We start from the raw sequence: 23654 nt of genomic DNA, 5'->3' as shown, positions 1-23654 counted from the left end.
CTCAGGCGGCGTTGCGGGCAGTGACGAACGCCGCCAGTGCGGCGACGCTGCTGAAATGGTTGCGGGTGTCCTTGGCGTCGGCGTCGATCTTGATGCCATAGCGCTTCTGTATCGCCAGACCGAGCTCGAGAGCGTCCACCGAGTCCAGGCCCAGGCCGTCGCCAAACAGCGGTTGCTGGTCGTCGATGTCGTCCACGGCTATGTCTTCCAGGCCGAGAGCGTCGATGATCAATTGCTTGAGGTCACGGTTAAGGTCTTGCTGTGGATCGCTCATCGATGGCGAGCTCCTTGATGTAGTACTGATGCAGATAATCGTTGAGTGCGCGCGACGCCTTTGGCGCAGGTCCGAGGGCGGCGAACGTTTGTGGGTCGATATCGGCGCCGACACTCAGGCTCAAGTGCACGCGGCGCTGAGGGATGCGGTACCAGGGTTCGTTCTTGGTCAGGGTGGTCGGGCTGACCTTGATGGTTACGGGGGTGATGATCTTCGCACCGCGCAGGGCAATCGCGGCGGCGCCGCGATGAAAGGCCGGCGCCTGGCCGGGCGGGGTGCGTGTGCCTTCCGGGAATATCACCAGCGGCTGGCCATCGCGCAGGCATTGCACGGCGTTGTCGAGCATGTCCATGCTGCCATCGTTGCCCAGGTACTGCGCTTCACTGACCGGACCGCGGGTGAAGGGGTTGTCGAACAGGCTCTGCTTGATTACGCAATTGCCCTGACGCACCAGACCGATGAGAAACACCACATCGATCAGCGAGGGGTGGTTGGCGATGATCATCTGCCCGGGGCGGCCGAGGCGCTCGGCGCCGTCGATCTGGTAGGTGAGCACGCCACTGAACCGCATCACCCGTACGAACTGCCAGAACAGCCAGCTGATGGTGTAGCGCGCGCGTTGACGATGACGCACCACTCCGCCCGGCAGGCAACTGAGCAACGGAAACACCAGCACGCGCAGGCACAGGCCGCCGAGACCAAACAGGCAAAAGCACGCAGCTGTCGCCAGCAGGCGCCAGTAGTAGTGATCGCGGGTCTTGCTCACGGCTGCCGTTGCCAGGTCCATGACCGCCGCTTCCAGGTATGAGTGAAGCAATTCACGCCGTTCAGTGTGGCCTGCAGCCAGTTCAGGGCATGTGGCAGGGCGGCCGGCAACGACTGCGTGGCTGCCGGGCCAGGGCTCAGTTGCCACTGCTGACCCGGGGTGACCAACAGGCCTAGGGCGTAGGCGAAAGGCACATCGTCGACCCAGGCATCGTAGACCGCCGGCGGCAGTTCTTCGCAGACGATCAGCAACACCGCCGGCGCGCCCTCCGCCAACAGCGCCGCAGCCTCCAGCAGGCCCTGCTCAAGGCCATCGCCGGCGGCGGCGATGGCGGTCATCTCGCTGGTTTCGCCGCGCAGGATCGACCACAGCCCGATTACCGCGTTGTGCACCGACAGGCTGAACTGGGTCGGCGACAACGGTTGCTGATCAGCCAGGTCACTGAGAATGGCAAAGGTGCGCGGGGTTTCGCCATGACGCGAGGCAAATACCAGCGGCAGTGCCTCGTACCCTTCAGCCAGCGGCCAGCCGACAGCAAAGGCCATGCGCGCCAGATTGCTCAGGCGACGGCGCTGCATGGCCGGCAGGAACGAGACGTCTGGCGACGCCGCTTCACTGCAGCTGTGTCGGCTGCCCTGGGCCCACGCCTGCCAGTCGGCAGGCGTCACCAGGCCTGGAGCCCAGGCACGCCATTGGCTGATATCGAAGGTGATCACGGTGCTTTTTATTCCGCCCTGAAGGACTGCCTTGCCGAGGAATGACTCGTAACAACGACCTGACAGGGTTGGCATATTCGCCGAGTGGCGCGCATTATCACGGCGCCAGCGATGTGTAGCAATTGCTGGTTACATAATCGCCATCAGACAAGTTCATTTACGTTTTGCACAACGCCGACATGTGGTGCAGGCAAATTCCGACAAGCGGTGCTGCCCGCATGGCAGCTGCCGTTGGAGCGGCTTAAGCGAAGTGGCGCTGGCCAATGCACGGGCCTCGACACATACTCGGACATTCGTTGATACACGGAGGTCTCTCATGCGGCGCGTGGTATTCAATCAGAAAGGTGGCGTGGGCAAATCGAGCATTGCCTGCAACCTGGCAGCGGTCAGCGCCAACGAAGGCTACCGGACCCTGCTGATCGACCTGGACTCCCAGGCCAACTCGACCCAGTACTTGACCGGGCTGACCGGCGACGACATCCCCATGGGCATCGCCGACTTCTTCAAGCAGAGCCTGTCGACCGGGCCGTTCTCGAAGAAGAACAAGGTCGATATCTACGAAACCCCATTCGACAACCTGCACGTGGTTACCGCCACGGCGGAGTTGGCCGACCTGCAGCCCAAGCTCGAGGCCAAGCACAAGATCAACAAGCTGCGCAAATTGCTCGAAGAGCTCGACGAGGATTACGATCGGATCTACATCGATACCCCGCCGGCGCTGAATTTCTATGCGGTATCAGCGTTGATCGCGGCTGATCGAGTGCTGATCCCCTTCGACTGCGACAGTTTCTCGCGCCAGGCGCTGTACGGCCTGCTGGCCGAGATCGAAGAGTTGAGGGACGACCACAACGAAGGCCTGCTGGTCGAAGGCATCGTGGTCAATCAATTCCAGTCACGCGCCAGCCTGCCGCAGCAGATGCTCGATGAGCTGATCGAAGAGGGCCTGCCGGTGTTGCCGGTGTACCTGACCAGCTCGGTGAAGATGCGCGAATCGCACCATGCCAGCCTGCCGCTGATCCACCTGGATCCGCGGCACAAGCTGACCCAGCAGTTCGTCGAGCTGCACGCGTTGCTCGAAGAAAACGCCTAAACGCCCTGGCTGCGCAGCCACTCCAGTAATGAGTGGAGTGGAAATGCGCCAGCCTGACGGCTGATTTCGCGACCGTTCTTGAACAGGATCAAGCTTGGGATCGAGCGGATGCCCAGTTGGCTGGCCAGATTGCGGTTGGCTTCGCTATCGAGCTTGGCCAAACGGCAGCGACCGCTCAGTTGCGCCGCTGCCTGGGTGAAGATCGGCGCGAACGACTTGCACGGCCCACACCAGTCGGCCCAGACGTCCAGCAACAAGGGCAGATCGCCTTTGATCTGGCTGGCGTAGTTTGCCTCGCTCAGATCGAACGGCCGGCTCAGCAACACGGCCTGTTTGCAGCGGCCGCATTTGGGCGTGTCGTTCAGGCGCTCGGCCGGCAGGCGGTTGAGGCCGTTGCAGTGTGGGCAGGGGATCACTAGTGGATCGGACATTGTGACTCCTTATGAATGCGATTCTGACCGGAAATTCTGGGGCTGCTTTGCAGCCCTTTCGCGACACAAGGCCGCTCCTACAGTTGACCGCGTAAGTCGGTATTACGCGGTGCCTGTAGGGGCGGCCTGGTGTCGCGAAAGGGGCGCATAGCGCCCCCCGACGTCCTCAAAAGTTACTCACGACGAGCAACTGATTTCCAGATGCTTGCCCCACTCCGGCGGGCGCTCGGCGTAGGCCTGCATGCCCGGCTGCTCTTCGAACGGCCTGCTCAACACCTGATGCAGGCGGCGCACTTCGGTGTAGTCACCGCCATTGGCCGCTTCGATGGCCTTCTGTGCCAGGTAATTGCGCAGCACGTACAGTGGGTTGACCGCATGCATACGCTCGCGGCGGCCCTCGGCGTTGGCTGGCTCGCGCTCACAGCGGGCCAGATAGGTCGCGCTCCAGGCATCGAAGCCGGCCAGATCGACAAAATCGTCGCGTACTACCTGCAGGGCCGCTGCGGCGGGCTGATCGCCAAGCCGGCGGAAGAACAGCGTGTAGTCGACGCCGCCGCTCTGCATACGTTGCAGCAGGGTTTCGACCAATTGCAGGTCGTCGTCCTCGGCGGTAGTCAGGCCCAGGCGGCGGCGCATCAGGTCGAGGTAGTGGGTCTGGTACAGCGGCAGGAACAGGCCCAGCGCCTGCTTCAGTGCCTCGACCTCGACAAACGGAGTCAAGGCCTGGGCCAGTGCGCTGAGGTTCCAGTGGGCGATGGGCACCTGATTGCTGTAGCTGTAACGCCCCTGATTGTCAGAGTGGTTGCAGATGAAGTTGGCGTCGAAGTCGTCGAGGAAGGCAAACGGGCCGAAGTCGAAGGTGATGCCCAGGATCGACATGTTGTCGGTGTTCATCACCCCATGGCAGAAACCATAGGCCTGCCAGCGCGCGACCAACTCGGCGTTGCGCTCGACGATGGTCTGGAACATCGCCAGGTACGGTTGCTCGGCGCTGCGGCATTCAGGGTAATGCTGCTCCAGCACATGGTCGATCAGCAGCTGCTGCTGTTCTGGCTGGCGGGTGTAATAGAAATACTCGAAGTGGCCAAAACGGATATGGCTCTGTGCCAGGCGCAGGATCATTGCCGCGCTCTCCTGGGTCTCACGCCACACCGGCGTGCTCGAGCCGATCACGCACAGCGCGCGGCTGCTGGGGATGCCCAAGGCGTGCAGGGCTTCGGAACCGAGGAACTCGCGGATAGACGAGCGCAGCACGGCGCGGCCATCACCCATACGCGAATAAGGCGTTTGCCCGGCACCCTTGAGGTGCAGGTCCCAGTGCTCGCCGGCATCGTTGACTACTTCGCCCAGCAGCAATCCGCGGCCATCGCCCAGACGCGGCGTATAGCCGCCGAACTGGTGCCCGGAGTAGACCATCGCCCGTGGGTCGGCGTCTTGCCAGGACTGGTGGCCGCTGAACAGCTCGGCAAACAGCGGCAGCGCTGCCTGCGCCGGGTCGAGATCGAGCAGGGCCATCGCCGACTCGCTGGCCACTACCACCCGCGGCTCGGCGATCGGGTCAGGCAGTACCTGAGTGGAGAAGGCATCGCCGAGGCGGGCGAAGCGATTGTCGAAGGTCAGTTGGTCTAGGGCTTTCACGGGCCGGCTCCTGGCATGGCGGACGAGGGCCAGGCCCTCGCCGCGAGTGTGCGGTGCATGCCGGTTTGAGTCCAGTCAGAACGGTTGAGTGCCTTCGGGTTTTGTCCCGTCGCCACCTTCAACGGCGATCAGCTTCTGTTTGTGGCCCTGGGTGTCCATCAGGAACACTTCGACCTGGCGCACCGAGATCTTGATGTCGTGGGCCTTGAACTCGCGGCTGATGTAGCGGTTGATCTCGTCCAGGGTCGGGTTGCGGTCGCCGAGGTCGCGCACGTGCATGCGCAACTCGTGATCCAGCGAGCTCTCGCCGAAGTTGAGGAAATACACCAGCGGTTCTGGGTCTTTCAGCACGCGCGGGTTGTCATGTGCGCCCTTGAGCAGCAGTTCACGTACCAGGTCCAGGTCCGAGCCGTAGTCGATGCCCAGTTTCAGCGTGACCCGGGTGACCGTGTCGGTCAGCGACCAGTTGATCAACTGGCCGGTGATGAAGGTCTTGTTGGGGACGATGATGTCCTTGCGGTCGAAGTCGGTGATGGTGGTGGCGCGGATGCGGATCTTGCTCACCGTGCCGGACAGGTTGCCGATGGTGATGGTGTCGCCGATACGCACCGGGCGCTCGAACAGGATCATGATCCCGGAGATGAAGTTGGCGAAGATTTCCTGCATGCCAAAGCCAATCCCCAGCGACAGTGCAGCCACCAGCCATTGCAGCTTGTCCCAGCTGACGCCCAGGGTCGACAAGGTACTGACGAAACCGACCCCGGCAATCACGTAGGACAGCAGTGTGGTGGTGGCATAGGCGCTGCCCTGCGCCAGGTTCAGGCGTGACAGCACCAGCACTTCGAGCAGGCCCGGCAGGTTGCCGGCCAGGGCGAAGGTGATGCCGATGATCACCAGTGCGCCGAGCAGGTCACCCAGGCTGATCGGCACCATGCTGGCGGCGGCGCCGGTACCGCTGGTGTACTCGTAAAGGGTGAAGTTGTTGAGGTAGGCGAACACCGAAAGCAGGTCTGCCCAGACCCAGTACAGGCCACCGATGAAGCCGCCGAGCAGGGCCAGGCGGATCAGGCGCAGCGATTGCTGGTTGACCTGTTCGATGTCCAGGGTCGGCTCCTCGACGATCACCTCGCCGTCGAGCCCTTCCTTGCTTGCCTGGCGCTTGCTCAGCGCGCGCTGATAGGCCAGGCGCCGCGCGGCAACCGACAGGCCGCGTACGAACGCTGCCTCGATCACCAGCCAGAACAGCAGCAGGTACAAGGTGTAGATCAAACGGTCGGTGAGTTTCAGGGCGGTGTAGTAGTAGCCGAAGCACACGGCCACGAACAACGCCATCGGCAGCGCCGTGAAGGCCACCCCGACGATCTTGCGAAACAGTGACGTGTCGCGGTGCGCCGGGCTACTCAACAGCAGGCGGCTGAGCAACCAGGCCATCAAGGCATAGCAGGTCAGTACTACGCCGATGCCAAGCACGTCACTGGCCAGCGCCGACGGCTGGTGTTCGGCCACGGCGACCACCCCGACCAGCGCCAGCACCACGGTACCCAGACGCCGCACCCAGCCACGCAGGAACTGCACCTGCGGCTTGTGCCAGCGGAAATGCACCTCGGCCACGCCGCCCGGCGCGAGAATCCGGTAGGCGGTGTAGAACACCAGCCAGGCCTGAGCCAGCTGCCACAAGGCAGCACTCAGGTTGGCATTCTGCCCGCGTGCATCGACCTGGAGGATATACGCGCACAAGGCCAGGGTCAGGCTCAGCGGCATCGCCAGCAGCACGTTGATCAGCAGCGCCTGCGGCGTGTGCCACTGGCTGTCGCGTTTGAAGTGGCCGATGTCCTGATGCACCTTGCTCAAGCGCTGATACAAGTAGCGCCGGCGCCACTGCAGCACTCCTATCAGCAGCAATAGCGGCAGGAACAGCAATGGCCGCAGGCTGAGGCCTTGCAGCACTTCCTTGACGCCCGAACCCCACGGCAGGTTGGCCACCTGATCGATCAGGCGCCCGGGCACGCTGCTCAGCCATTCCCAGTCCAGCGGCTTGTTGCTGGGGATCCAGAACATCTGCTCTTCCAGGGTGGTGCGCAACCCCTGAGCGGTGCTGACCAGCTGCTTCTGGTTCAGCTGCAGGGTGATCGATTCGTTGAGCAATGCCGAAAGCTCACGGTTGAGCCGTTCGAGCAGGTCGCTGCGGGTGATGGCCACTTCCAACAGTGCCTTGCGCAGTTCGGGCGTGACGTCCTCGGCAGGCTGGCTGGCGAGCACGCCATCGACGTAGCTGACGGGGCTGCTCATCTGCTCGCGCTGCTGGTTGACCTCGAACTGATACAGGCGGATATCGGCGATCTGGTCGGCCAGGTCGCGGTCGAGCTTCAAATGCGGCAGGCTCTGTTTTTGCTTGTAGAGGATCTTGGACAGCAACAGGCTGCCCTTGAGCACGTCGATCTGTTCATCAAGCACCTGATCGGCCTGGGTCAGGCTGTCGAGCTGAGTTTTGGTCTTGAGGTTCTGCTGGGTCAGCTCGTTGAGCCGGTCGGTACTCTTGAGCAGGTAGTCGGAGAGCTTGAGGTTGGCGGCGCTCTCATTGGCCAGCAGGACACTGCCGCCGGACTTCTGCGCTTCCAGCGATTGCTGGGTCACCGCTTGCTGCGACTGCGCAAGGCGTTTGTCGTTGATCAGCGTCTGCAGTTGCTGGATTTCCTGCTCCAGGCGCGCGGTGCGCTCGACCAGCACGTCGTGCTGAGCGCTGCCCAGGTCCTGCAGCAGGCCGTTGCCGGCCAGTTCCTGGCGGCGCAGCAGGGTTTGCGCGTTGAGCGAGGCGAGCTCGGCGGCGAGCTGATTGCGTTGGTCGGCGGAGAGGGCCTTGCCAGCGTCCTTGCCGGACTTGAGGCTGCTGTTGATCTGCTGGATGCGCGTCTGGTTGTTGCTGATCTGCGCTTGCGCCCGTTCCGGGCGGGTCTGCGAACTGATCATCAGGCTGTTGGCATCGGCCAGCGCCTTTTGCAGCTCGCCTTGCAGCGTGCTGCGCTCGCTGAGCAGTTGCTCGAGTTGCGGCACGCTCAGGTTGGCATAGCGCTGGGTGACGGGAGCCGGTGTGCTCGCCTTGAGCTTGGCCAGCTCGCGTTGGGCCTCGCTGGTCAAGCGCGGCGCGTCGGCCAACTGCTGCTTCAGCGCCTTGAGCTTGGCCGCGCTGTCCTGCTGGCTGGCGAGCAGGCTCAGGGTCTGCTCGAGCACTTGCTGCAGGCTCTTCTGGTCAGCCTCGGGCAGCTTGCGCTCGGCGATCTTGTCGAGGCTGTTCTGCACGCTGGCAGTGGTCGGGGCCTCGGCAGCGGTGGCGCCGAAAGAGAGGGACAGGCACAGCCCGAGCAGGGCTGCGCGAAGGTGCACGCGCAGGGACATAAGCAGAGTCTTGTCAGGGGTTCGTGTGATACGAGGCAAGTCGAGGGCTACAGGAACAAGCCCGGGCCGGGGCGAGTTCCTTCGGGGAATTTGACGCCGACTTTGTCGATCTTGTTCCCGTCCATGACTGCGACCGTCCAGATTGTGCCGTGCCATTCGATCTGATCGCCTACTACTGGAGCGCCTCCGACCTTTTGTCGGATGAACTGCGCCAGCGCCATATCGGCGTTCAAACCGTCCAGTTGCAGGCCATAAAGTGCTGCTACCTGGCCCAGTTCGGCATCGCCTTCGAGAACGAAATCGCCAAAGAAGCGCAGGTCCAGGCCACGTTGTGGCGCCTGGCTGAACAGCTTGCCCAGCGCCGGCAGGTTATGCTCGTGGCCGATCACGCAGAGCATGTCGTCCACTTCGAGCACGGTACTGCCGGATGGGTGCAGCAGCTGCTCGCCGCGAAACAGCGCGGCAATCCGCGTGCCTTCGGGCATCTTCAGCTCGCGCAGGGCGGCGCCGATGCACCACTTTTCTGCGCCGAGGCGGTAGACGAACATCTCCCACTCGCTGGTGATGTGTACCTCCAGCGCCGAGCGCGAGATTGGTGCCGGGTCTGGCGGTACCGTGACCTTGAGCAGCTTGGCCATCCACGGCAGGCTGGTGCCCTGCACCAACAGCGAGATCAACACGATGAAGAAGGCCAGGTTGAAGAACAGCTGCGCTTGCGGCAGCCCCGCCATCAGCGGGAACACGGCCAGAATGATCGGTACCGCGCCGCGCAAACCGACCCAGGCAATGAAGCCCTTTTCACGGTCATGGAAGGCCTTGAACGGCAGTAGCGCGGCGAGCACCGACAGTGGCCGCGCCACCAGGATCATCCACAGCGCCAGGCCCAGCGCCGGCACTGCAATCGGCAGCAGGTCATGTGGCGTGACCAGCAGCCCGAGCACCAGGAACATGCCGATCTGCGCCAGCCAGGCCATGCCGTCGAGCATGTGCAAAATACCGTGGCGGCTGCGGATCGGCCGGTTGCCGAGCACCAGGCCGCACAGATAAACCGCGAGGAAGCCGCTGCCGTGCAGGGCGTTGGTCAGCGAAAACACCACCAGCCCGCCAGCCACTACCAGAATCGGGTAGAGGCCGCTGGCGAGGTTGATGCGGTTGACCATCTGCAGCATCAGCCAGCCGCCGCCCAAACCCAGCAGGCCGCCGATACCGAACTCGCGCAGCAGGTGAGTGAGCAGGCTCCAGTGCAGGCCGGTCTGGCCGCTGGCGATCATGTCGATCAGGGTTACGGTGAGGAATACCGCCATCGGGTCGTTGCTGCCCGATTCGATCTCGAGCGTGGCGGTGACCCGCTCGTTGAGGCCTTTGCCACCGAGCAGCGAGAACACCGCCGCAGCGTCGGTCGAGCCGACGATGGCGCCGATCAACAGGCCCTGGATCAGGCTCAGATCGAACAGCCAGGCCGCGACCATGCCGGTCAGCGCCGTGGTGATCAATACCCCGACCGTGGCCAGCGACAGCGCCGGCCACAGCGCTACGCGAAAGCTCGCCACCCGTGTGCGCAGGCCGCCGTCGAGGAGGATTACCGCCAGCGCCAAGTTGCCCACCAGGTAGGCAGTCGGGTAGTTGTTGAAAATGATCCCGCCGCCGTCGACGCCGGCCACCATGCCGACCGCCAGAATGATGACCAGAATCGGAATGCCCAGGCGCGATGACAGCGAGCTGACCAGAATACTTGCACCCACCAGCAATGCGCCGATCAGGAACAGGCTGTTGATGGTGCTTGCATCCAAGGGCGGTACTCCGGAGAAACGGGGGGACAGGCGGCGCTGTTACGCAGGTTGCGTGCCAACTGATTCTAACCCGAGGCGCTCGCGGGCTGTAAAGCGTTACCGCATATTGATGCGGCATCCAGGTTGAAGTGCGGGCTCCCATTTGCACAGGCCACCGCGCATGATCCACCCCGACGATATACCTCTGGCGGACATTGCCCGCCGTTATCTGGGCCAGTTCCCTGACCTGCATGGGCTGGCCCGTCAGGCCGCCGGCCATGTGCTGCGCCGTCAGCTCGGTCACTGGCTCGACCCTGATCAGGTGTTCTGGCATGAGTTCGACAGCGCCAGCAGCAGCCCGCGGACCTACACCGGTTTTTGCCACGGCGGCCCACCGCGGCGCTCGATGAGCCTGACCGAGCTGATGATCCAGCGCTTCAGCCCGGCGCAACAGGCCAATATCGACCAGTTGTCGGTGTACGGCGGCTTTTATCGAGTGGACGCCAGCCATACCGTTTTCGATGAGCGCAACGAGCTGCGTCTGGCGGCCCAGAGCGTGCTGGAGCAGTGTTGGGCGATGGACTTCGCGGCAACCTACCGCAAGCGTTTGGCGCGGTTTCGAGCCGAGCGCGGCGAGGACTTCTGCCTGTTAGCCCGCTCGCGGTTTCTGGCTGTACTCGGCCAGGCTGCACTGAGCAACGATGAGCGGCACGAAATACTCGCGGCCTCGCTGGTCCGCTCGCAGTTGCCAGCGACCCGCAAGGCTCTGCGCCTGTCGTATGGCGACAACCACCTCAGCGGTTGGGCTCGCCTGAGTCTGGGCGGGGTTGCGGCGCGAACCCTGCTGCTGCGTACGTTGCCCAGTGGCAAACGCTGCCTGTATCTGGCAGGCGAGCATGCCGGCATGGTGCTGCTCAACGATGAGCAGACGCTTGAGGCGTGGCTGGTCGAGCAAGCGGCAACAGCGCAGGGGCAGGAGCGGTTGATGAGCGATTTTGTCGGCAGTGACTTGCTGAGCCAGTCGCTGCGTCCGCGTCTGCAAAAGTACCTGGACTTGCTGGCGCAGCCCGATCATACGCTGCTGATCAGCAGCCAGCCGCTGCGCGGAGATGTGTTCGTGCGCCTGCGTGATCAGGCGTTGGTTACCCTGGCCAGTGATGCCGATGAGCGCCTTACTACCAACGCTCAGTTACGCAGGCAGCGCTGGCTGTCCGGGCTGCAAACTGCGGCGTTGATCCTGGCGCCCATGAGCATTGCGGGTTGGCCTGTGGCCCTGACAGCGTTGGGCATCGGTGTCGGTTGCCTCGCGCTGCATGTGGACCAGGCCATCAATGGTAAGCGCGAGTGGCGCGCAGCTGCCTGGTGGGCGGTGTTGCTGGATATCCTGTTCATCCTCCTGGACAGCGCACTGATGCGCTCCACCGAGCTGTTTGCTCCAGGTCGGTTACCACCGCCGCGCACGCTCCAGGCGCCGCTGGCGATTGCCGACGACAGCTGGGAAGAATTCATGCAGCCCGCCGCTGACGCGCTGTTGCTCCGTTCCGATCAAGCTCTGGCCCGTCAGCAAACGGCGCTGGCGCGGGTGCCGTGGGCCGACGCCGGCCAGGTCGATGAGCGCGGGTGGTATCTGGATGCGTTCAGTGAGCCTTACGCGGTCTATCGCGATGAACTCGGCTATGGCGCACCGGCGATAGCCGAGTACAGCCATGCGCCGCAGCGCTACAACAACCTGTGGCGCGGGCTACCGCTGGACGATCGGCTGGCGGTCTGTATCGACCGTAGCCATGCCCTGGCCGAGGCACTTGAGCAGATTGGTCAGTACAGCCCGGTCACCTTGTATCGCGCTGCTTCAGGTATGCGCAGCACCGGTACTGCGGCTTTTCGCAGTGGTCAGGTCACGGTGGGAGATGTACTGGTGAGTACCGAGTTCACCTCGTTCACCGAGAATCCCTACGTGCTTTGGGAGGTGTTCAACAGCCCTGAGGTGCAGATATCCGGCAGGCCAGCCTTCGATGATGGCGCGGTGGTATATGTGCTGGAACCAGGCGAGCATGTGCGGGCGACACCGGTCGCGGCGTTTTCCAGCAGACCTGATGAGGCTGAGTCGTTGATGCTACCTGGGCGCTATGTCGAGGTCACGCGCATCACCGCCGTCGACAATGCGCGGTATCGCTTTATCGAGGTGCGCCTGAGGGCGCTGGCGCAGCCTCTGCAAGGAGGCCTGGTGCATGATCTGCGTAGTGGCGAGGTGTTTGATCGGGAGGTGCTGGCGCAGCGGTTGGGGGCAGGCGGAGATGATTCATTGATGCGGCGGTTCTTTCCGCTGCCGACGTAACGATTGGGGCCGCAAAGCGACCCCATTTAGCCTGAGTTACGGCTGCTTCACTTCCCGCATCGGCTTGCCTTTGACCGGCGCGCCGTTGGCCACGTAGTACTTGGCGGTGCTGCGCGGCAGCGGCTGGCGGCCACGGATCTTGTCGGAGATTTTCTCGGCGATCATGATCGTGGTGGCATTGAGGTTGCCGGTGATGATGATCGGCATGATCGACGCATCGACCACCCGCAGCCCTTGCATGCCATGCACACGGCCCTGATCGTCGACCACGGCCATCTCGTCGGTGCCCATCTTGCACGAGCAGGACGGGTGGAATGCGGTTTCGGCATGCTCGCGGATGAACTTGTCGAGCTCTTCATCGGTTTGCACGTGGGCGCCCGGGCTGATTTCGCGGCCGCGGTACTGGTCCAGCGCAGGCTGGGCCATGATCTCGCGGGTCAAACGGATACCGTCGCGGAATTCCTGCCAGTCCTGTTCAGTCGCCATGTAGTTGAAGAGAATGCTCGGATGCTGGCGCGGATCCTTGGACTTGAGCTGAATACGGCCGCGGCTAGGCGAGCGCATCGAGCCCATGTGCGCCTGGAAACCGTGTTCCTTGACGCCATTCGAGCCGTTGTAATTGATCGCCACCGGCAGGAAGTGGTACTGGATGTTCGGCCACTCGAATTCAGGCCGGGAGCGAATGAAGCCGCCCGCCTCGAACTGGTTGCTGGCGCCGATACCGGTGCCGTTGAACAGCCATTCGGCACCGATGGCCGGCTGGTTCCACCACAGCAGCGATGGGTACAGCGAGACTGGCTGGGTGCAGGCGTACTGCAGGTACAGTTCAAGGTGATCCTGCAGGTTTTCACCAACGCCTGGCAGGTCGTGTACCACGGGCACGTCGAGGCTTTCGAGCAGTGCACGCGGGCCGACGCCGGAGCGTTGCAGCAGTTGCGGCGAAGCAATCGCGCCGGAGCTGACGATGACTTCCTTGCGCGCACGGGCTTCCATGCGCTCTTCACTGTCGCCGACCAGGTAGGTCACGCCGACAGCGCGTTTGCCTTCGAACAGGATCCGGTCACTCAGGGCATGGGTGACGATGGTCAGGTTCGGGCGCTTCTTGGCCTGGTCCAGGTAGCCGCGCGCGGTGCTCGAGCGACGGCCGTTCTTGGTCACCGAACGGTCCATCGGGCCGAAGCCTTCCTGCTGGTAGCCGTTGAGGTCTTCAGTGCGCGGGTAACCAGCCTGTACGCCGGCTTCGACCATGGCGTGGAACAGTGGGTTGTTGCCGGCTTTGGGCGTGGCAACGCTGACCGGGCCGTCACCGCCGTGATAATCGTTGGGGCCGATATCGCGGGTTTCGGCCTTTTTGAAGTACGGCAGGCAGTCGAGGTAGGTCCAGTCTTCCAGGCCTGGCAGCTTGGCCCAGCCATCGAAGTCCATGGCGTTGCCGCGGATGTAGCACATGCCGTTGATCAGCGACGAGCCACCCAGGCCTTTGCCACGGCCACATTCCATGCGACGGCCGTCCATGTGCGGCTCTGGATCGGTTTCGTAGGCCCAGTTGTAGCGACGGCCCTGCAGCGGGAAGGCCAGCGCGGCCGGCATCTGGGTGCGGAAGTCGAAGCGATAGTCAGGGCCGCCAGCTTCGAGCAGTAGCACGCTGACGTTGGCGTCTTCGGTCAGGCGGGTGGCGATGGTGTTACCGGCCGAGCCGGCACCGACGATGATGTAATCGAACTGTTGGGACATGCAAGTACCCTCGTTGTGGCGGTGTCAGGGAGCAAAGCGCCCGCGCCATAAGGCGCGGGCCTAACTACACAGGGTGCTTAGAACACCGAGGTGTAGCCGCCGAGCTCGACCTGAACCGACTTGATGCGGGTGTACTGGGCCAGCGAGCTGACGCCGTTTTCGCGGCCGACACCGGATTGCTTGTAACCACCGACCGGCATTTCTGCCGGCGACTCGCCCCAGGCGTTGATCCAGCAGATGCCGGCTTCAAGCTGGTGAATGATGCGGTGGGCGCGGCTGATGTCGTTGGTGCAGACGCCGGCAGCCAGACCGTATTCGGTATCGTTGGCGCGGCGGATGACTTCTTCTTCGGTCTCGTAGCTGAGGATGCTCATGACCGGGCCGAAGATCTCTTCCTTGACGATGGTCATGTCGTCGCTGCAGTCGGTGAACACAGTCGGCGCAACGAAGGCACCCTTGGCCAGGTCGCCTTCGCTCAGACGCTCGCCGCCGCAGAGGACGCGGGCGCCTTCTTCCTTACCTTTGGCGATGTAGCCGAGCACGCTTTCCATGTGCTGGAAGCTGACCAGCGGGCCGAAGTTGGTGTTCTCGTCTTCCGGGTTGCCAATGCGGATGCGCGCAACGCGCTCGGCGATCTTGGCTTCGAAGGCGGCTTTCATCGACGCCGGGATGAATACCCGGGTGCCGTTGGTGCAGACCTGGCCGGAGCTGTAGAAGTTGGCCATCATGGCGATGTCGGCGGCCTTGTCGAGGTCGGCATCGGTGCAGATGATCAGCGGCGACTTGCCGCCCAGTTCCATGGTGACTTCCTTGAGCGACGAGCTCGAGGCGCTGGCCATGACTTTCTTGCCGGTGGTGGTGCCGCCGGTGAACGATACTTTTTCGATGCGCGGGTGCTCGGTCAGCAAGGTGCCGACTTCACGGCCGCTGCCGGTGAGGACGTTGAACACGCCATTCGGCAGGCCGGCTTCGGTGTAGATCTCGGCCAGTTTCAGGGTGGTCAGCGAGGTAACTTCCGACGGCTTGAAGATCATCGCGTTGCCGGCCGCCAGGGCTGGCGCCGATTTCCACAGGGCGATCTGGATCGGGTAGTTCCACGCGCCGATACCGGCGGTCACGCCCAGCGGTTCGCGGCGGGTGTAGACGAACGAGCTTTCGCGCAGCGGGATCTGCTCGCCTTCGATGGCCGGGACCAGGCCTGCGTAGTACTCGAGCACGTCGGCGCCGGTGACGATGTCGACGTAACGGGTTTCCGAGTAGGACTTGCCGGTGTCGAGGGTTTCCAGCATGGCCAGCTCATCGTTGCGCTCGCGCAGGATGTCAACAGCACGACGCAGGATGCGCGAACGCTGCATGGCAGTCATCGCGGCCCAGACTTTCTGGCCACGTTCGGCGCTCTCGACGGCACGTTCGACGTCAGCTGCAGTGGCGCGCTGGACGTGGGCGAGGACTTCGCCGGTCGCCGGGTTGATGGCTTCGAAGGTGGCATCGCTGCCAGCGTCGACATAACCACCATCGATGTAGAGTTTTTGCGTTCCGAAACGGGCCATAGAATCCTCGCAAGTGCAGTGTGTGATTGGCTAGCCGCGTTGCGCTCCTGCTAATGAGGCAGTCGCTGCGTGCGATCGTTCAGCCGCCTGGGGCGTTGTATCCAGGGCGTGCTGCTTAGCCAGTTGTAAATCCATGTATTCGTAGGCAATCCGAATTGCCTGCTCGGTATCGAACGCGTCGCCCGAGAGCGCGCCACGCAACCACAGGCCGTCGATCAAGGCTGCCAGGCCGCGGGCGGCCTTGCGCGCATGGTAGAGCGGCAGGACGCGGCGAAACTGGCAGCACAGGTTGGAATAAAGGCGGTGATCGTTGATCCGCTGCAACCTGTGCAAGGACGGCTGGTGCATGCTGGCGGCCCAGAAGGCCAACCAGGTTTTCATTGCCGGGCCGCTGACCTGGCTGGCGTCGAAGTTGCCCTCGACGATGACTCTCAGGTGCGCCCGCGGGCTGTCGTCGGTGAGGGCTAGTCGACGGGCGACGGTGCCTTCGCTCAACGCATTCATGAGGTGGCGCATGGTCGCTGCGATCAGGCCGTTCTTGTCCTGAAAGTAGTGACTGATGATGCCGTTCGACACTCCAGCCAAACGGGCGATCAGCGCAATGCTGGCATCTCCCAGACCGACCTGATCGACCGCCTGCAGGGTGGCTTCGATCAACTGCTGACGGCGAATGGGTTGCATACCGACCTTGGGCATCTGGCAAATCTCCTCAGGCCTGCGGACAGACGACAAGCGGCTGCCTCGGCGAAGGCCAGTCTATTTTGTTTTGATTGAACGTTCAATCAATAAAGAATAAGCTCTGCGACAATTTGTGCCATTGACAGTTGTTTAAGGCTGTCGAGAAGGCATCGATTGGCACCCCAGAAAAACGTGCAACCCCCGGAATACAAGGCGTTGACGGGCATGGGCGCTGCGCGATACAGAATCTGCCGAGCGGTCGCGAGACTGCGCGCAGGGCCCTCGGAGCGGGGCTTGGCTCTGTAGTTGTGCATCGTTTCGCTACGGGATCACGGTTTTCCTGAGTGCTTTTATAACACCTGTCGCAGTGGCATTAATTGACCAATTGCACGGGATTGACTGATTAGCCTCCACCCCAGCACTGCCCGGAGCATTCGTGCAATGAGTTCTGCCTCCCTAACCAAACCCCCCGCCGAGAGGGTCCGGGTCAACAACGTGGTGTTCATCACCTCTGCGCTGCTGATCCTTGTTCTGACTGCCTTGCTTATCGCTGTACCCGACACCGCCGGTGAAGTGCTCAACGTCGCCCAGACCTGGCTGACGCGCAGCTTCGGCTGGTATTACATGCTGGTGATTGGCGGCTACCTGGTGTTCGTCATCGTTCTGGCCTTCTCCAGCTTCGGCAAGCTCAAGCTGGGCGGCAAGGATGACCAACCGGACTTCAGCTACGGTGCCTGGGCCGGCATGCTGTTCTCGTCGGGCATCGGTATCTCGCTGCTGTACTTCGGTGCGTCCGAGCCGCTGGATCATTACTTCAACCCGCCCGAAGGCACCTCGGCCAGCGCAGAAGCGGCGCGCCAGGGCCTGCAGCTGACCTTCCTGCACTGGGGCCTGCACGGCTGGGCGATCTATGCCCTGGTTGGCCTGGCAGTCGGCTACTTCGCCTATCGGCACAACCAGCCGCTGGCCTTGCGTTCGGCGCTGTACCCGTTGATGGGCGAGCGCTGGGTCAAGGGCAGCGCCGGCCATGCGGTGGACATTTTCGGCATGTTCGTGACCCTGCTGGGGCTGGTGACCAACCTCGGTATCGGCTCGATGCAGGTTGCCTCGGGGCTCGAGTACCTGTTCGGCATGACGCACAGCAACACTAACCTGCTGATCGTCATTCTGGTCATGGCAACGGTGGCGACGGTGGCCGCGGTATCGGGTGTGGAAAACGGCATCCGCCGTCTGTCCAACTTGAATATCGTGCTGTTCAGCGGCCTGCTGATCTTCGTTTTGCTGGCCGGCGATACCCTGCACCTGCTCAACGGCTTTGTGCAGAACACCGGCGACTATCTCAACGGCATCGTGCTGAAGACCTTTGACCTGTATGTGTACGAGAACGAAGCGGGCAAGTCCGAGCGCTGGTTGGGCCTGTGGACCGTGTTCTACTGGGCCTGGTGGATTTCCTGGGGACCGTTCGTGGGCATGTTCATCGCCCGTATCTCCAAGGGCCGCACCGTGCGCGAGCTGGTTGCCGGCGTGCTGCTGATCCCGTTGGGCTTTACCCTGGCCTGGCTGTCGATCTTCGGCAACACCGCACTGGACCTGGTGATGAACCATGGTGCGGTGGAGCTGGGCAAGACGGCGCTTGAGCAGCCATCGATGTCGATCTACCAACTGCTGGAATACTTCCCGGCAGCCAAGATCGTCATCGGGGTGGCGGTGTTCGTCGGCTTCGTGCTGTTCCTGACCCCGGCCGACTCCGGCGCGGTGATGATGGCCAACCTGTCGTGCAAGGGCGGCCAGGTCGACGAGGACGCGCCGCACTGGATGGTGGTGTTCTGGTCGGTGGTAATCACCCTGGTAACCATTGGCCTGCTGCTGGCCGGCAACTTCGCCGCCATGCAGACCATGGTCGTGCTCGCAGGGCTGCCGTTCTCTGTGGTGCTGGTGCTGTTCATGTTCGGCTTGTACAAGGCCATGAAGCAGGACGCGCAACTGGAGCAGGAGCGGGCCGAGCTGGCCGCGCGCGGCCGTCGCGGTTTCAGCGAGCGGCTCAGTGCGATGGAGTTGCAGCCGACCCAGGCGGTGGTTCAGCGCTTCATGGACAAACACGTCAGTCCGGCCCTCAAGGACGCCGCAGCGCAGCTGCAGGCGCAGGGTTTCGAAGTCGAGACCCGCTTAGGCCAGTCGCGCAATATGATGGGCCTGCGGGTGATGATGGAAGAGGGCAACCCGTTCGTCTACGAGGTCAGCCTGGACGGCTACCTGGCGGCGCCCAACGAGGCACAGGTGCAAGGCGAGGCCGATGTGCGCCAACGCTATTATCGCGCCGAGGTCTATCTGCACGATGGTAGTCAGGAGTACGACCTGATGGGCTTCTTGCCGGAGCAGATCGTTCGCGACGTGCTTGATCAGTTCGAGAGCCATCGCCAGGTGCTGGGTCGCGTGTACAGCTAGAACACGTGCGCAGCTCTGCTTGAAACAGGCCTTGTCCATTGGACAGGGCCTGTTTCGTTATAGCGCCAACTGCCTGATGGCGCAGTGTCGACCCCAGCAATAACTAACACCGGAGCACCCGCCACTACGCGTTAGGTTGAGCCTTTTCTCCTCAGGAAAGTGCCGCCATGCCCAGCAACCCATCCGCAACAGCTTTTGATTTCCGTGCCAGCGTAGCTGCTCAATTCGCCAACCGCCCTGGCCTGCGCCAGATCGCGGCTGAGCGGATCATGCAACTCTTGATCGAACACCATCCCATTCTCAAGACTGCCAGACCTGACATGCATTCAGCTGAAGGGCTGATGCTGATGACACCTGGACTTCCTCTCCGACCGCTGGTCGACCTGGTGCTGCAAGCGCTGATGGACGGCAAGTTGCTGGACTTGTCGCCGGTAGACAACGTTGCCCAGTACTTCTGCCTGGAACCGGCTAGGCGCTTTTATGCGATCGAAGACTCCATGACCACCGGCGAGGGCGATGTCATAAAGCCTGAGCGGCTGCAGACAGGGTTGGACGAACTGATTAGGCAGTTGCCAGATGACTTCTGTCAGGCCCAGGTCGACTATTGGCGGGCGGCTGGCAGCATGGGCGTCGACCACCTGAGCTGGCTGCAGCAACTGCTCAAATCGGCGCTACTCTGCAACTTGCCCTGGCAGGTGCTGGACGAACAGCAGGCGCAGTGCGTGCGCGAGCTGCTGGCACGCGGCAATGTGCCGTCCGGTGCGTATCTGGTGCAGGTCGAACTGGACATCGGCGGGGCTACCTTCAGCGAGACATTGCCAAACCTGCTGATTCAGGCGCAATGGGACGAGCGCGAGTCCCTTCTGTGGTGCGCACCCTCGGGGGTCATCCGTGCATTCGACTCGTTCGACGAGTTTGCTGCTGCGCTTGCCGACGAGCTCGGCGTGCGTTACCGCTTCGAGGCCATGACCTGGCACCGCTTTGCGTTGGAGGGCGACTGCTTTGTGCAGCAGGCGGCAATGTTGCTGGATATTCTCCTGGCGACGCTGTCGCGGCTGCGCCCCGCCTTGTTGGCAGATGTCGGCGCGCTTGAGCAGGCATATGCCTCGCTGAGCGACCCTGCCAGCTTCTTCATCCCGGCCTATTCCAACGTTGGCAATACCAAACTGATCCTGCCTCCAGGACTGAATAGAGCGTCTTCCGAGGACAGCTTTGCCCACCAGTGTGGCCTGTTCGAGCTGGCCTTGGCGCAGGCTGACTCCGACGGTATCGCTGCACTTGATGGCATTCTTGACCTGCATGGCTACGCCAGCCAGCGTTTGCGTGAGCAGATGTTGAGTGATCATCCGATCGACGCCAACTACTTTGCGGATGACCTGTTGCTGACCCTGAGCGTGGCCAGGGGAGTGCCCGGCGGTGCGGGCGCGGGTGTTGGCGGTGGGGTGGTTGAAACGCGCAAGGTTTCGCTTACCCAGCTTGCCGTAGGCAATTTGAGCTCACTGGCCGGAGCTACCGTGACGGCGATCGAGCATCGGGACGATCAACTGATCATGGACTGGATGAACGTCGAGTACGTCAAGGCACTTATCCAGCGTGTCGACATCGGTGCTCATTATCCGGTGTATGTCGCTGACCGTCTGGATGAGCCGGCCCAGCGTGAGCTGCGCGTCAGTCGTTTCGCTCGTGAATGGCGTTGTTCCTTCCTGTTCAGTGCCTTGCAGGCAAAGCTGGCAGGTAGCCTTAGTGAGGCCGCGCTGCAAGCCGTGGTCAATTACTGTCGGGGGCTGGATGACAAGCAGTTGCCAGGCAGCATGTTGATGCCACTTGCATTTCGGCGCGAGCCCAGCAGTGAGCACTACGACCTGGTGCGTGGAATGTATGTGCTGTTTTGCGTCGAGCCTGCGGTGGTTGTGCTATATCGGCCTTTGTATGCATCGCGCTCGGTGTGCGAGTTTGCCAGTCTGAATGCGATGATGCAGGCGATTCGTTCCGATATGGCCTTGCAGCAGGACATCCTTGAGTGGATCCTGCCACAGGCTCGAAGCGTGTATGCGCACGGCGGATTTACCGAGCCGCATCTGGGTGTGCCGATCATCGATTCCTCGCTCCTGCCCGAGCGCGTGCAACCGCCTGCGTTCTGGCCGCAGTATTGGCGCGTTGATGTCGACGCAAAGATGTATGCAGCAAACCGCGACCTGCTGGTGGAGCTGGCTGACCGGCAGAGTGTGTCGAATGCCGAGAGCCGTTGGGCCATTCTGTGTGAAGGTGCCTGGTTGCTGTTCGACCTGATTACCTTGCAACTGCGCGGGCCGGTGGCAGTGGTGGCCTGGATGGTGCAACTGGCCAAGAGCGTCGACAATGACCTCACCGCGTTGGCTCAAGCTAGTGCCTTCGGGCGCTCAGCGGCGGTTGTCGACCTGATCCTCAATGCCGGCATGGCGCTGCTGCATGCGCGGTTGCCGCAGTTGCAGGAGCCCGTCCCCGTAGAGCAACCGCCGCTGGATCTGTTGCGCGGGCCGACAATCGCAGGCAACGGTGCATCCACGGCGATGACTCGCCCAGTCCAAGGCAAGGTTTACCTGCCTGGCGAGGTGCTCAACCAGGCCAGCGTGAACCTGGACTTTTCCTTCAGTGGAGGGCAGGGCTTCAATGTCCTGCCTCCTCAACGGCGGCAGACCTTGCTGGCGATGCGCAGTGCTGTATCGCTCAACGGCATCCAGCCGCTGAGTGCTGGCCCTGAACAAGGCTTGTACATCAAGGACGGGCAGCATTACGTGTCGCTGCGCGGGGACACCTACGCGGTGGCGCTCAGCGCCGAAGGCGCACGCATTGAAGGCCGGGACGGCGCCGTCGGGCCGTGGCTGCTGCGCGAGTTCGGAGCGTGGCGTATCGATGCTCGACTGCGCTTGGATGGCGGTATGCCGCGTAATCGCGTTCAGCGCCTGCAGGAAACCAAGAAGCAGCAGCTTACTCTGCTCAAGAATCAGGAAAGTGCGCTGATCGTGGACAGCGAGCCACGGCGGCGAGACCTTGAAAAATATATCAGGCAAGAGTTCGAGAACAAGGCGCTGATCCTTGATCTGGAACAGGAGGCATCACTGGACAGCGTTCAAGTAAGCAAGTTGGCACTGCTCAGGAGTCTTCAGAAGCGCTACAGCGAGCGTGTTGCCGGTGGCTATAAACGACTGATCGAGGTAGACCGCAAGCATGATCGTATTCTGACCGAGATCACTGCCGTCAGGTCCGTTGACCCATTGCTGGATCAGGTGCTGGACGCACAGCGCAGCGATATTCGGCGCAGCCTGGTCGAGAACTGTGGGCATTACTACAACCGTCTGGCGGACATGATCAACGAGGAAGACGTGGAGGAGCAAAGGGAGCAGCTGATGGTCCTCCCGGAAACCGAGGTTGAAATCCAGCATTATCGGGACTTCACCAAGGCGCTTGAGGGCGTGCAGGTGTGGGAGCAGGAGTTGATCGAACTGTCCGGGCCGTTCGACGCCTTGCTCGAGGAAACGCTAAAGGACAGCACGATTCATTTCAAATCCGAGGAAGGCGGTAGAGATACCAAGGCTCAGATGCTCAATCGGATCATCGAGACAAGGCGAGCGAACGCGGTAGACCTTGAATTCCGTATGCTGCAGGACCTTGCCGAGCTTAGTCTGGATCGCCTTGGTGGGGCCGACGAAGCGACCTTGAACGAGTACCAGAACTATCTCAACGGCCCGGCGTTGGCCAGTGCTGGTGCTGCGCACGCCGAGCTGGCGGGTGCGGACCTCGCGCTGAGCGAGCGCCTGGAAGTCCTGAACGGTGTAATGGATGCCTACGAGGAAGCAGCAAGTATGGCCGATTACTTGCTGAGCGTGGGCAAGAGAGTCATCCGAGCGGACAAGCTGCGGCTATACCAGCAGACGCTCGGCAAGCTCAAGGATTCGGTCAGGATCGAGATTGCCAGCGACCTGCGTGAACTTGAGCTGGCGGATGTACCGAGGGTGCGTACGCCTCTCTATGCGAAGCGTGGCGGCGTACGTCGAGTGGTCCGCACGCACCGTGGCCGAAGCGTGGTGGGAGAGGAGGTGCAGGTCGATGGCGAGTCGGTTATCCAGCAAAGAGATTCCTACTCCAAGGTTTTGAAAACTTTCAGACGCCAGAACAGTGCATGGGTCGAAGACGCCGAGTCCAACCCGCTCGACAGAGCTTCCCCATCGACGCAAGGGCTTGCCAGTGTCCGCCGACGCGGGCGCACGCTGTTGGACGAGATGGATTCGGTGGTCAAGATCGCTCGGCGCTATGTTTCATCTGACGAGCCGTTGGGCTTGAGCACGGTATTGGAGCTGCACCGCGAAAAACTCAGCGAGGTGCTCGCCGCACTGCCTCGCAGCGAAGGCGATGCAGCGTTGTATGAAGATCTTGAAACGGGCATCGAGTCATTGCAGGCGACCCAGGATGACTTGCTCAGATCGATCTACTTCAACACCACTCACCCAACGGCACGAGCGCTCAAGTACCTGCACGAGCAGAAACAACTGACTATTGTACGCACCGTCAAACGCAGACCGCTGCCCCGCAACGACTACCTGGATATCTATGAAATCAAGCGGCTGGCCGTGTCCGGACATGGTCGAGGCATTGGCTTGTGGGAGGCGCATTTCCACTACGCCAGCGAGGGCGCAGCTGACCTTGATTTTGTCGCCGGGCACCTGAAAACCTGGGCGCAGCGCGCTTTGGGCCGCGACGCTCAATTACGTGCAGCGCAGAACAGTGAGGTGTTGGAGATCTACCGCAGCAAGCTGACCAAGGCCGATGTGCTCGGCATCATCCCGTTCGAGTAGGCT

14 protein-coding genes are annotated in these 23654 nt (G+C 62.3%); 4 read left to right on the top strand and 10 right to left on the bottom strand.

The genetic code is table 11. The annotated features are described in order from the left end of the window. Position 1: 1 nt before the first annotated feature. From AC58X1_RS11295 to AC58X1_RS11285, 3 genes are read right to left on the bottom strand one after another with little or no spacing between them, the layout of a single operon-like run. Positions 2–274: a phosphopantetheine-binding protein gene (locus AC58X1_RS11295; protein ID WP_101315568.1), complete on the bottom strand. Its 273-nt coding sequence runs from the start codon at positions 272–274 to the stop codon at positions 2–4. Then, positions 249–1061 carry a lysophospholipid acyltransferase family protein gene (locus AC58X1_RS11290; RefSeq protein ID WP_259074597.1) on the bottom strand — a complete coding sequence of 271 codons (813 nt, stop codon included), beginning with the start codon at positions 1059–1061 and terminating at the stop codon, positions 249–251. The genes AC58X1_RS11295 and AC58X1_RS11290 overlap by 26 nt, the downstream gene beginning before the upstream one ends. Then, positions 1037–1756 (bottom strand): beta-ketoacyl synthase chain length factor, encoded by a 720-nt coding sequence (locus AC58X1_RS11285; RefSeq protein WP_256585649.1) that lies wholly within the window; start codon positions 1754–1756, stop codon positions 1037–1039. Before AC58X1_RS11285 ends, AC58X1_RS11290 begins: the two co-directional genes overlap by 25 nt. 316 nt (positions 1757–2072) lie before the next feature. On the opposite strand from AC58X1_RS11285, the gene AC58X1_RS11280 reads away from it, so the two are divergent. Then, a complete protein-coding gene (locus tag AC58X1_RS11280; RefSeq protein WP_150571527.1) occupies positions 2073–2846 on the top strand; it encodes a ParA family protein in 774 nt (257 codons plus the stop codon). Here the strand turns inward: AC58X1_RS11280 and trxC are convergent. The 4 genes from trxC to AC58X1_RS11260 form a co-directional block, all read right to left on the bottom strand. After that, positions 2843–3277: a thioredoxin TrxC gene (trxC, locus tag AC58X1_RS11275; protein WP_101315575.1), complete on the bottom strand. Its 435-nt coding sequence runs from the start codon at positions 3275–3277 to the stop codon at positions 2843–2845. The two genes, AC58X1_RS11280 and trxC, sit on opposite strands and share 4 nt — an antisense overlap. Before the next feature lie 177 nt (positions 3278–3454). Beyond that, the gene (selO, locus tag AC58X1_RS11270; RefSeq protein ID WP_497428844.1) at positions 3455–4915 is read right to left on the bottom strand and encodes a protein adenylyltransferase SelO; all 1461 of its coding nucleotides are present in this window, start codon (positions 4913–4915) and stop codon (positions 3455–3457) included. A gap of 75 nt (positions 4916–4990) precedes the next feature. Next, positions 4991–8308 carry a mechanosensitive channel MscK gene (mscK, locus tag AC58X1_RS11265; protein ID WP_497428843.1) on the bottom strand — a complete coding sequence of 1106 codons (3318 nt, stop codon included), beginning with the start codon at positions 8306–8308 and terminating at the stop codon, positions 4991–4993. Positions 8309–8355: 47 nt separating this feature from the next. Beyond that, the gene (locus AC58X1_RS11260) at positions 8356–10098 is read right to left on the bottom strand and encodes a potassium/proton antiporter (protein WP_103435727.1); all 1743 of its coding nucleotides are present in this window, start codon (positions 10096–10098) and stop codon (positions 8356–8358) included. Positions 10099–10258: 160 nt separating this feature from the next. Here AC58X1_RS11260 and AC58X1_RS11255 point away from each other — a divergent pair, with 160 nt between their 5' ends. After that, complete coding sequence (locus tag AC58X1_RS11255) at positions 10259–12412, top strand: dermonecrotic toxin domain-containing protein (protein WP_312387317.1); 2154 nt, start codon at positions 10259–10261, stop codon at positions 12410–12412. A 36-nt stretch (positions 12413–12448) separates the two neighbouring features. On the opposite strand, the gene betA is transcribed toward AC58X1_RS11255, so the two are convergent. The 3 genes from betA to betI form a co-directional block, all read right to left on the bottom strand. Continuing rightward, on the bottom strand, positions 12449–14146 hold the full coding sequence (gene betA, locus AC58X1_RS11250) for a choline dehydrogenase (RefSeq protein ID WP_101315586.1): 1698 nt from the start codon (positions 14144–14146) through the stop codon (positions 12449–12451). Positions 14147–14223: 77 nt separating this feature from the next. Continuing rightward, entirely contained in the window at positions 14224–15696 is a 1473-nt protein-coding gene (gene betB, locus AC58X1_RS11245; RefSeq protein WP_312387314.1) for a betaine-aldehyde dehydrogenase, read from the bottom strand. Between the two features lie 30 nt (positions 15697–15726). Continuing rightward, on the bottom strand, positions 15727–16392 hold the full coding sequence (betI, locus tag AC58X1_RS11240) for a transcriptional regulator BetI (protein ID WP_101315590.1): 666 nt from the start codon (positions 16390–16392) through the stop codon (positions 15727–15729). Positions 16393–16815: 423 nt separating this feature from the next. On the opposite strand from betI, the gene betT reads away from it, so the two are divergent. Together betT and AC58X1_RS11230 are read left to right on the top strand one after the other, a co-directional pair. Beyond that, the gene (gene betT / locus AC58X1_RS11235; protein ID WP_150571523.1) at positions 16816–18819 is read left to right on the top strand and encodes a choline BCCT transporter BetT; all 2004 of its coding nucleotides are present in this window, start codon (positions 16816–16818) and stop codon (positions 18817–18819) included. A gap of 167 nt (positions 18820–18986) precedes the next feature. Further along, a complete protein-coding gene (locus tag AC58X1_RS11230) occupies positions 18987–23651 on the top strand; it encodes a dermonecrotic toxin domain-containing protein (protein ID WP_497428842.1) in 4665 nt (1554 codons plus the stop codon). The last annotated feature ends 3 nt before the right edge of the window (positions 23652–23654 follow it).

It is taken from the genome of Pseudomonas sp. PGPR N4 (genome assembly GCF_059693665.1).
The sequence above is the reverse complement of the archived record's forward strand: the minus strand, read 5'-3'. Positions and strand labels throughout refer to the sequence as shown.

Excerpts from the sequence above, each read along its gene's own strand:
- AC58X1_RS11295 (WP_101315568.1), bottom strand. The coding sequence starts at position 274 with ATGAGCGATCCACAGCAAGACCTTAACCGTGACCTCAAGCAATTGATC.
- AC58X1_RS11290 (WP_259074597.1), bottom strand. The coding sequence starts at position 1,061 with ATGGACCTGGCAACGGCAGCCGTGAGCAAGACCCGCGATCACTACTAC.
- AC58X1_RS11280 (WP_150571527.1), top strand. The coding sequence starts at position 2,073 with ATGCGGCGCGTGGTATTCAATCAGAAAGGTGGCGTGGGCAAATCGAGC.
- trxC (WP_101315575.1), bottom strand. The coding sequence starts at position 3,277 with ATGTCCGATCCACTAGTGATCCCCTGCCCACACTGCAACGGCCTCAAC.
- mscK (WP_497428843.1), bottom strand. The coding sequence starts at position 8,308 with ATGTCCCTGCGCGTGCACCTTCGCGCAGCCCTGCTCGGGCTGTGCCTG.
- AC58X1_RS11255 (WP_312387317.1), top strand. The coding sequence starts at position 10,259 with ATGATCCACCCCGACGATATACCTCTGGCGGACATTGCCCGCCGTTAT.
- betA (WP_101315586.1), bottom strand. The coding sequence starts at position 14,146 with ATGTCCCAACAGTTCGATTACATCATCGTCGGTGCCGGCTCGGCCGGT.
- betB (WP_312387314.1), bottom strand. The coding sequence starts at position 15,696 with ATGGCCCGTTTCGGAACGCAAAAACTCTACATCGATGGTGGTTATGTC.
- betI (WP_101315590.1), bottom strand. The coding sequence starts at position 16,392 with ATGCCCAAGGTCGGTATGCAACCCATTCGCCGTCAGCAGTTGATCGAA.
- betT (WP_150571523.1), top strand. The coding sequence starts at position 16,816 with ATGAGTTCTGCCTCCCTAACCAAACCCCCCGCCGAGAGGGTCCGGGTC.
- AC58X1_RS11230 (WP_497428842.1), top strand. The coding sequence starts at position 18,987 with ATGCCCAGCAACCCATCCGCAACAGCTTTTGATTTCCGTGCCAGCGTA.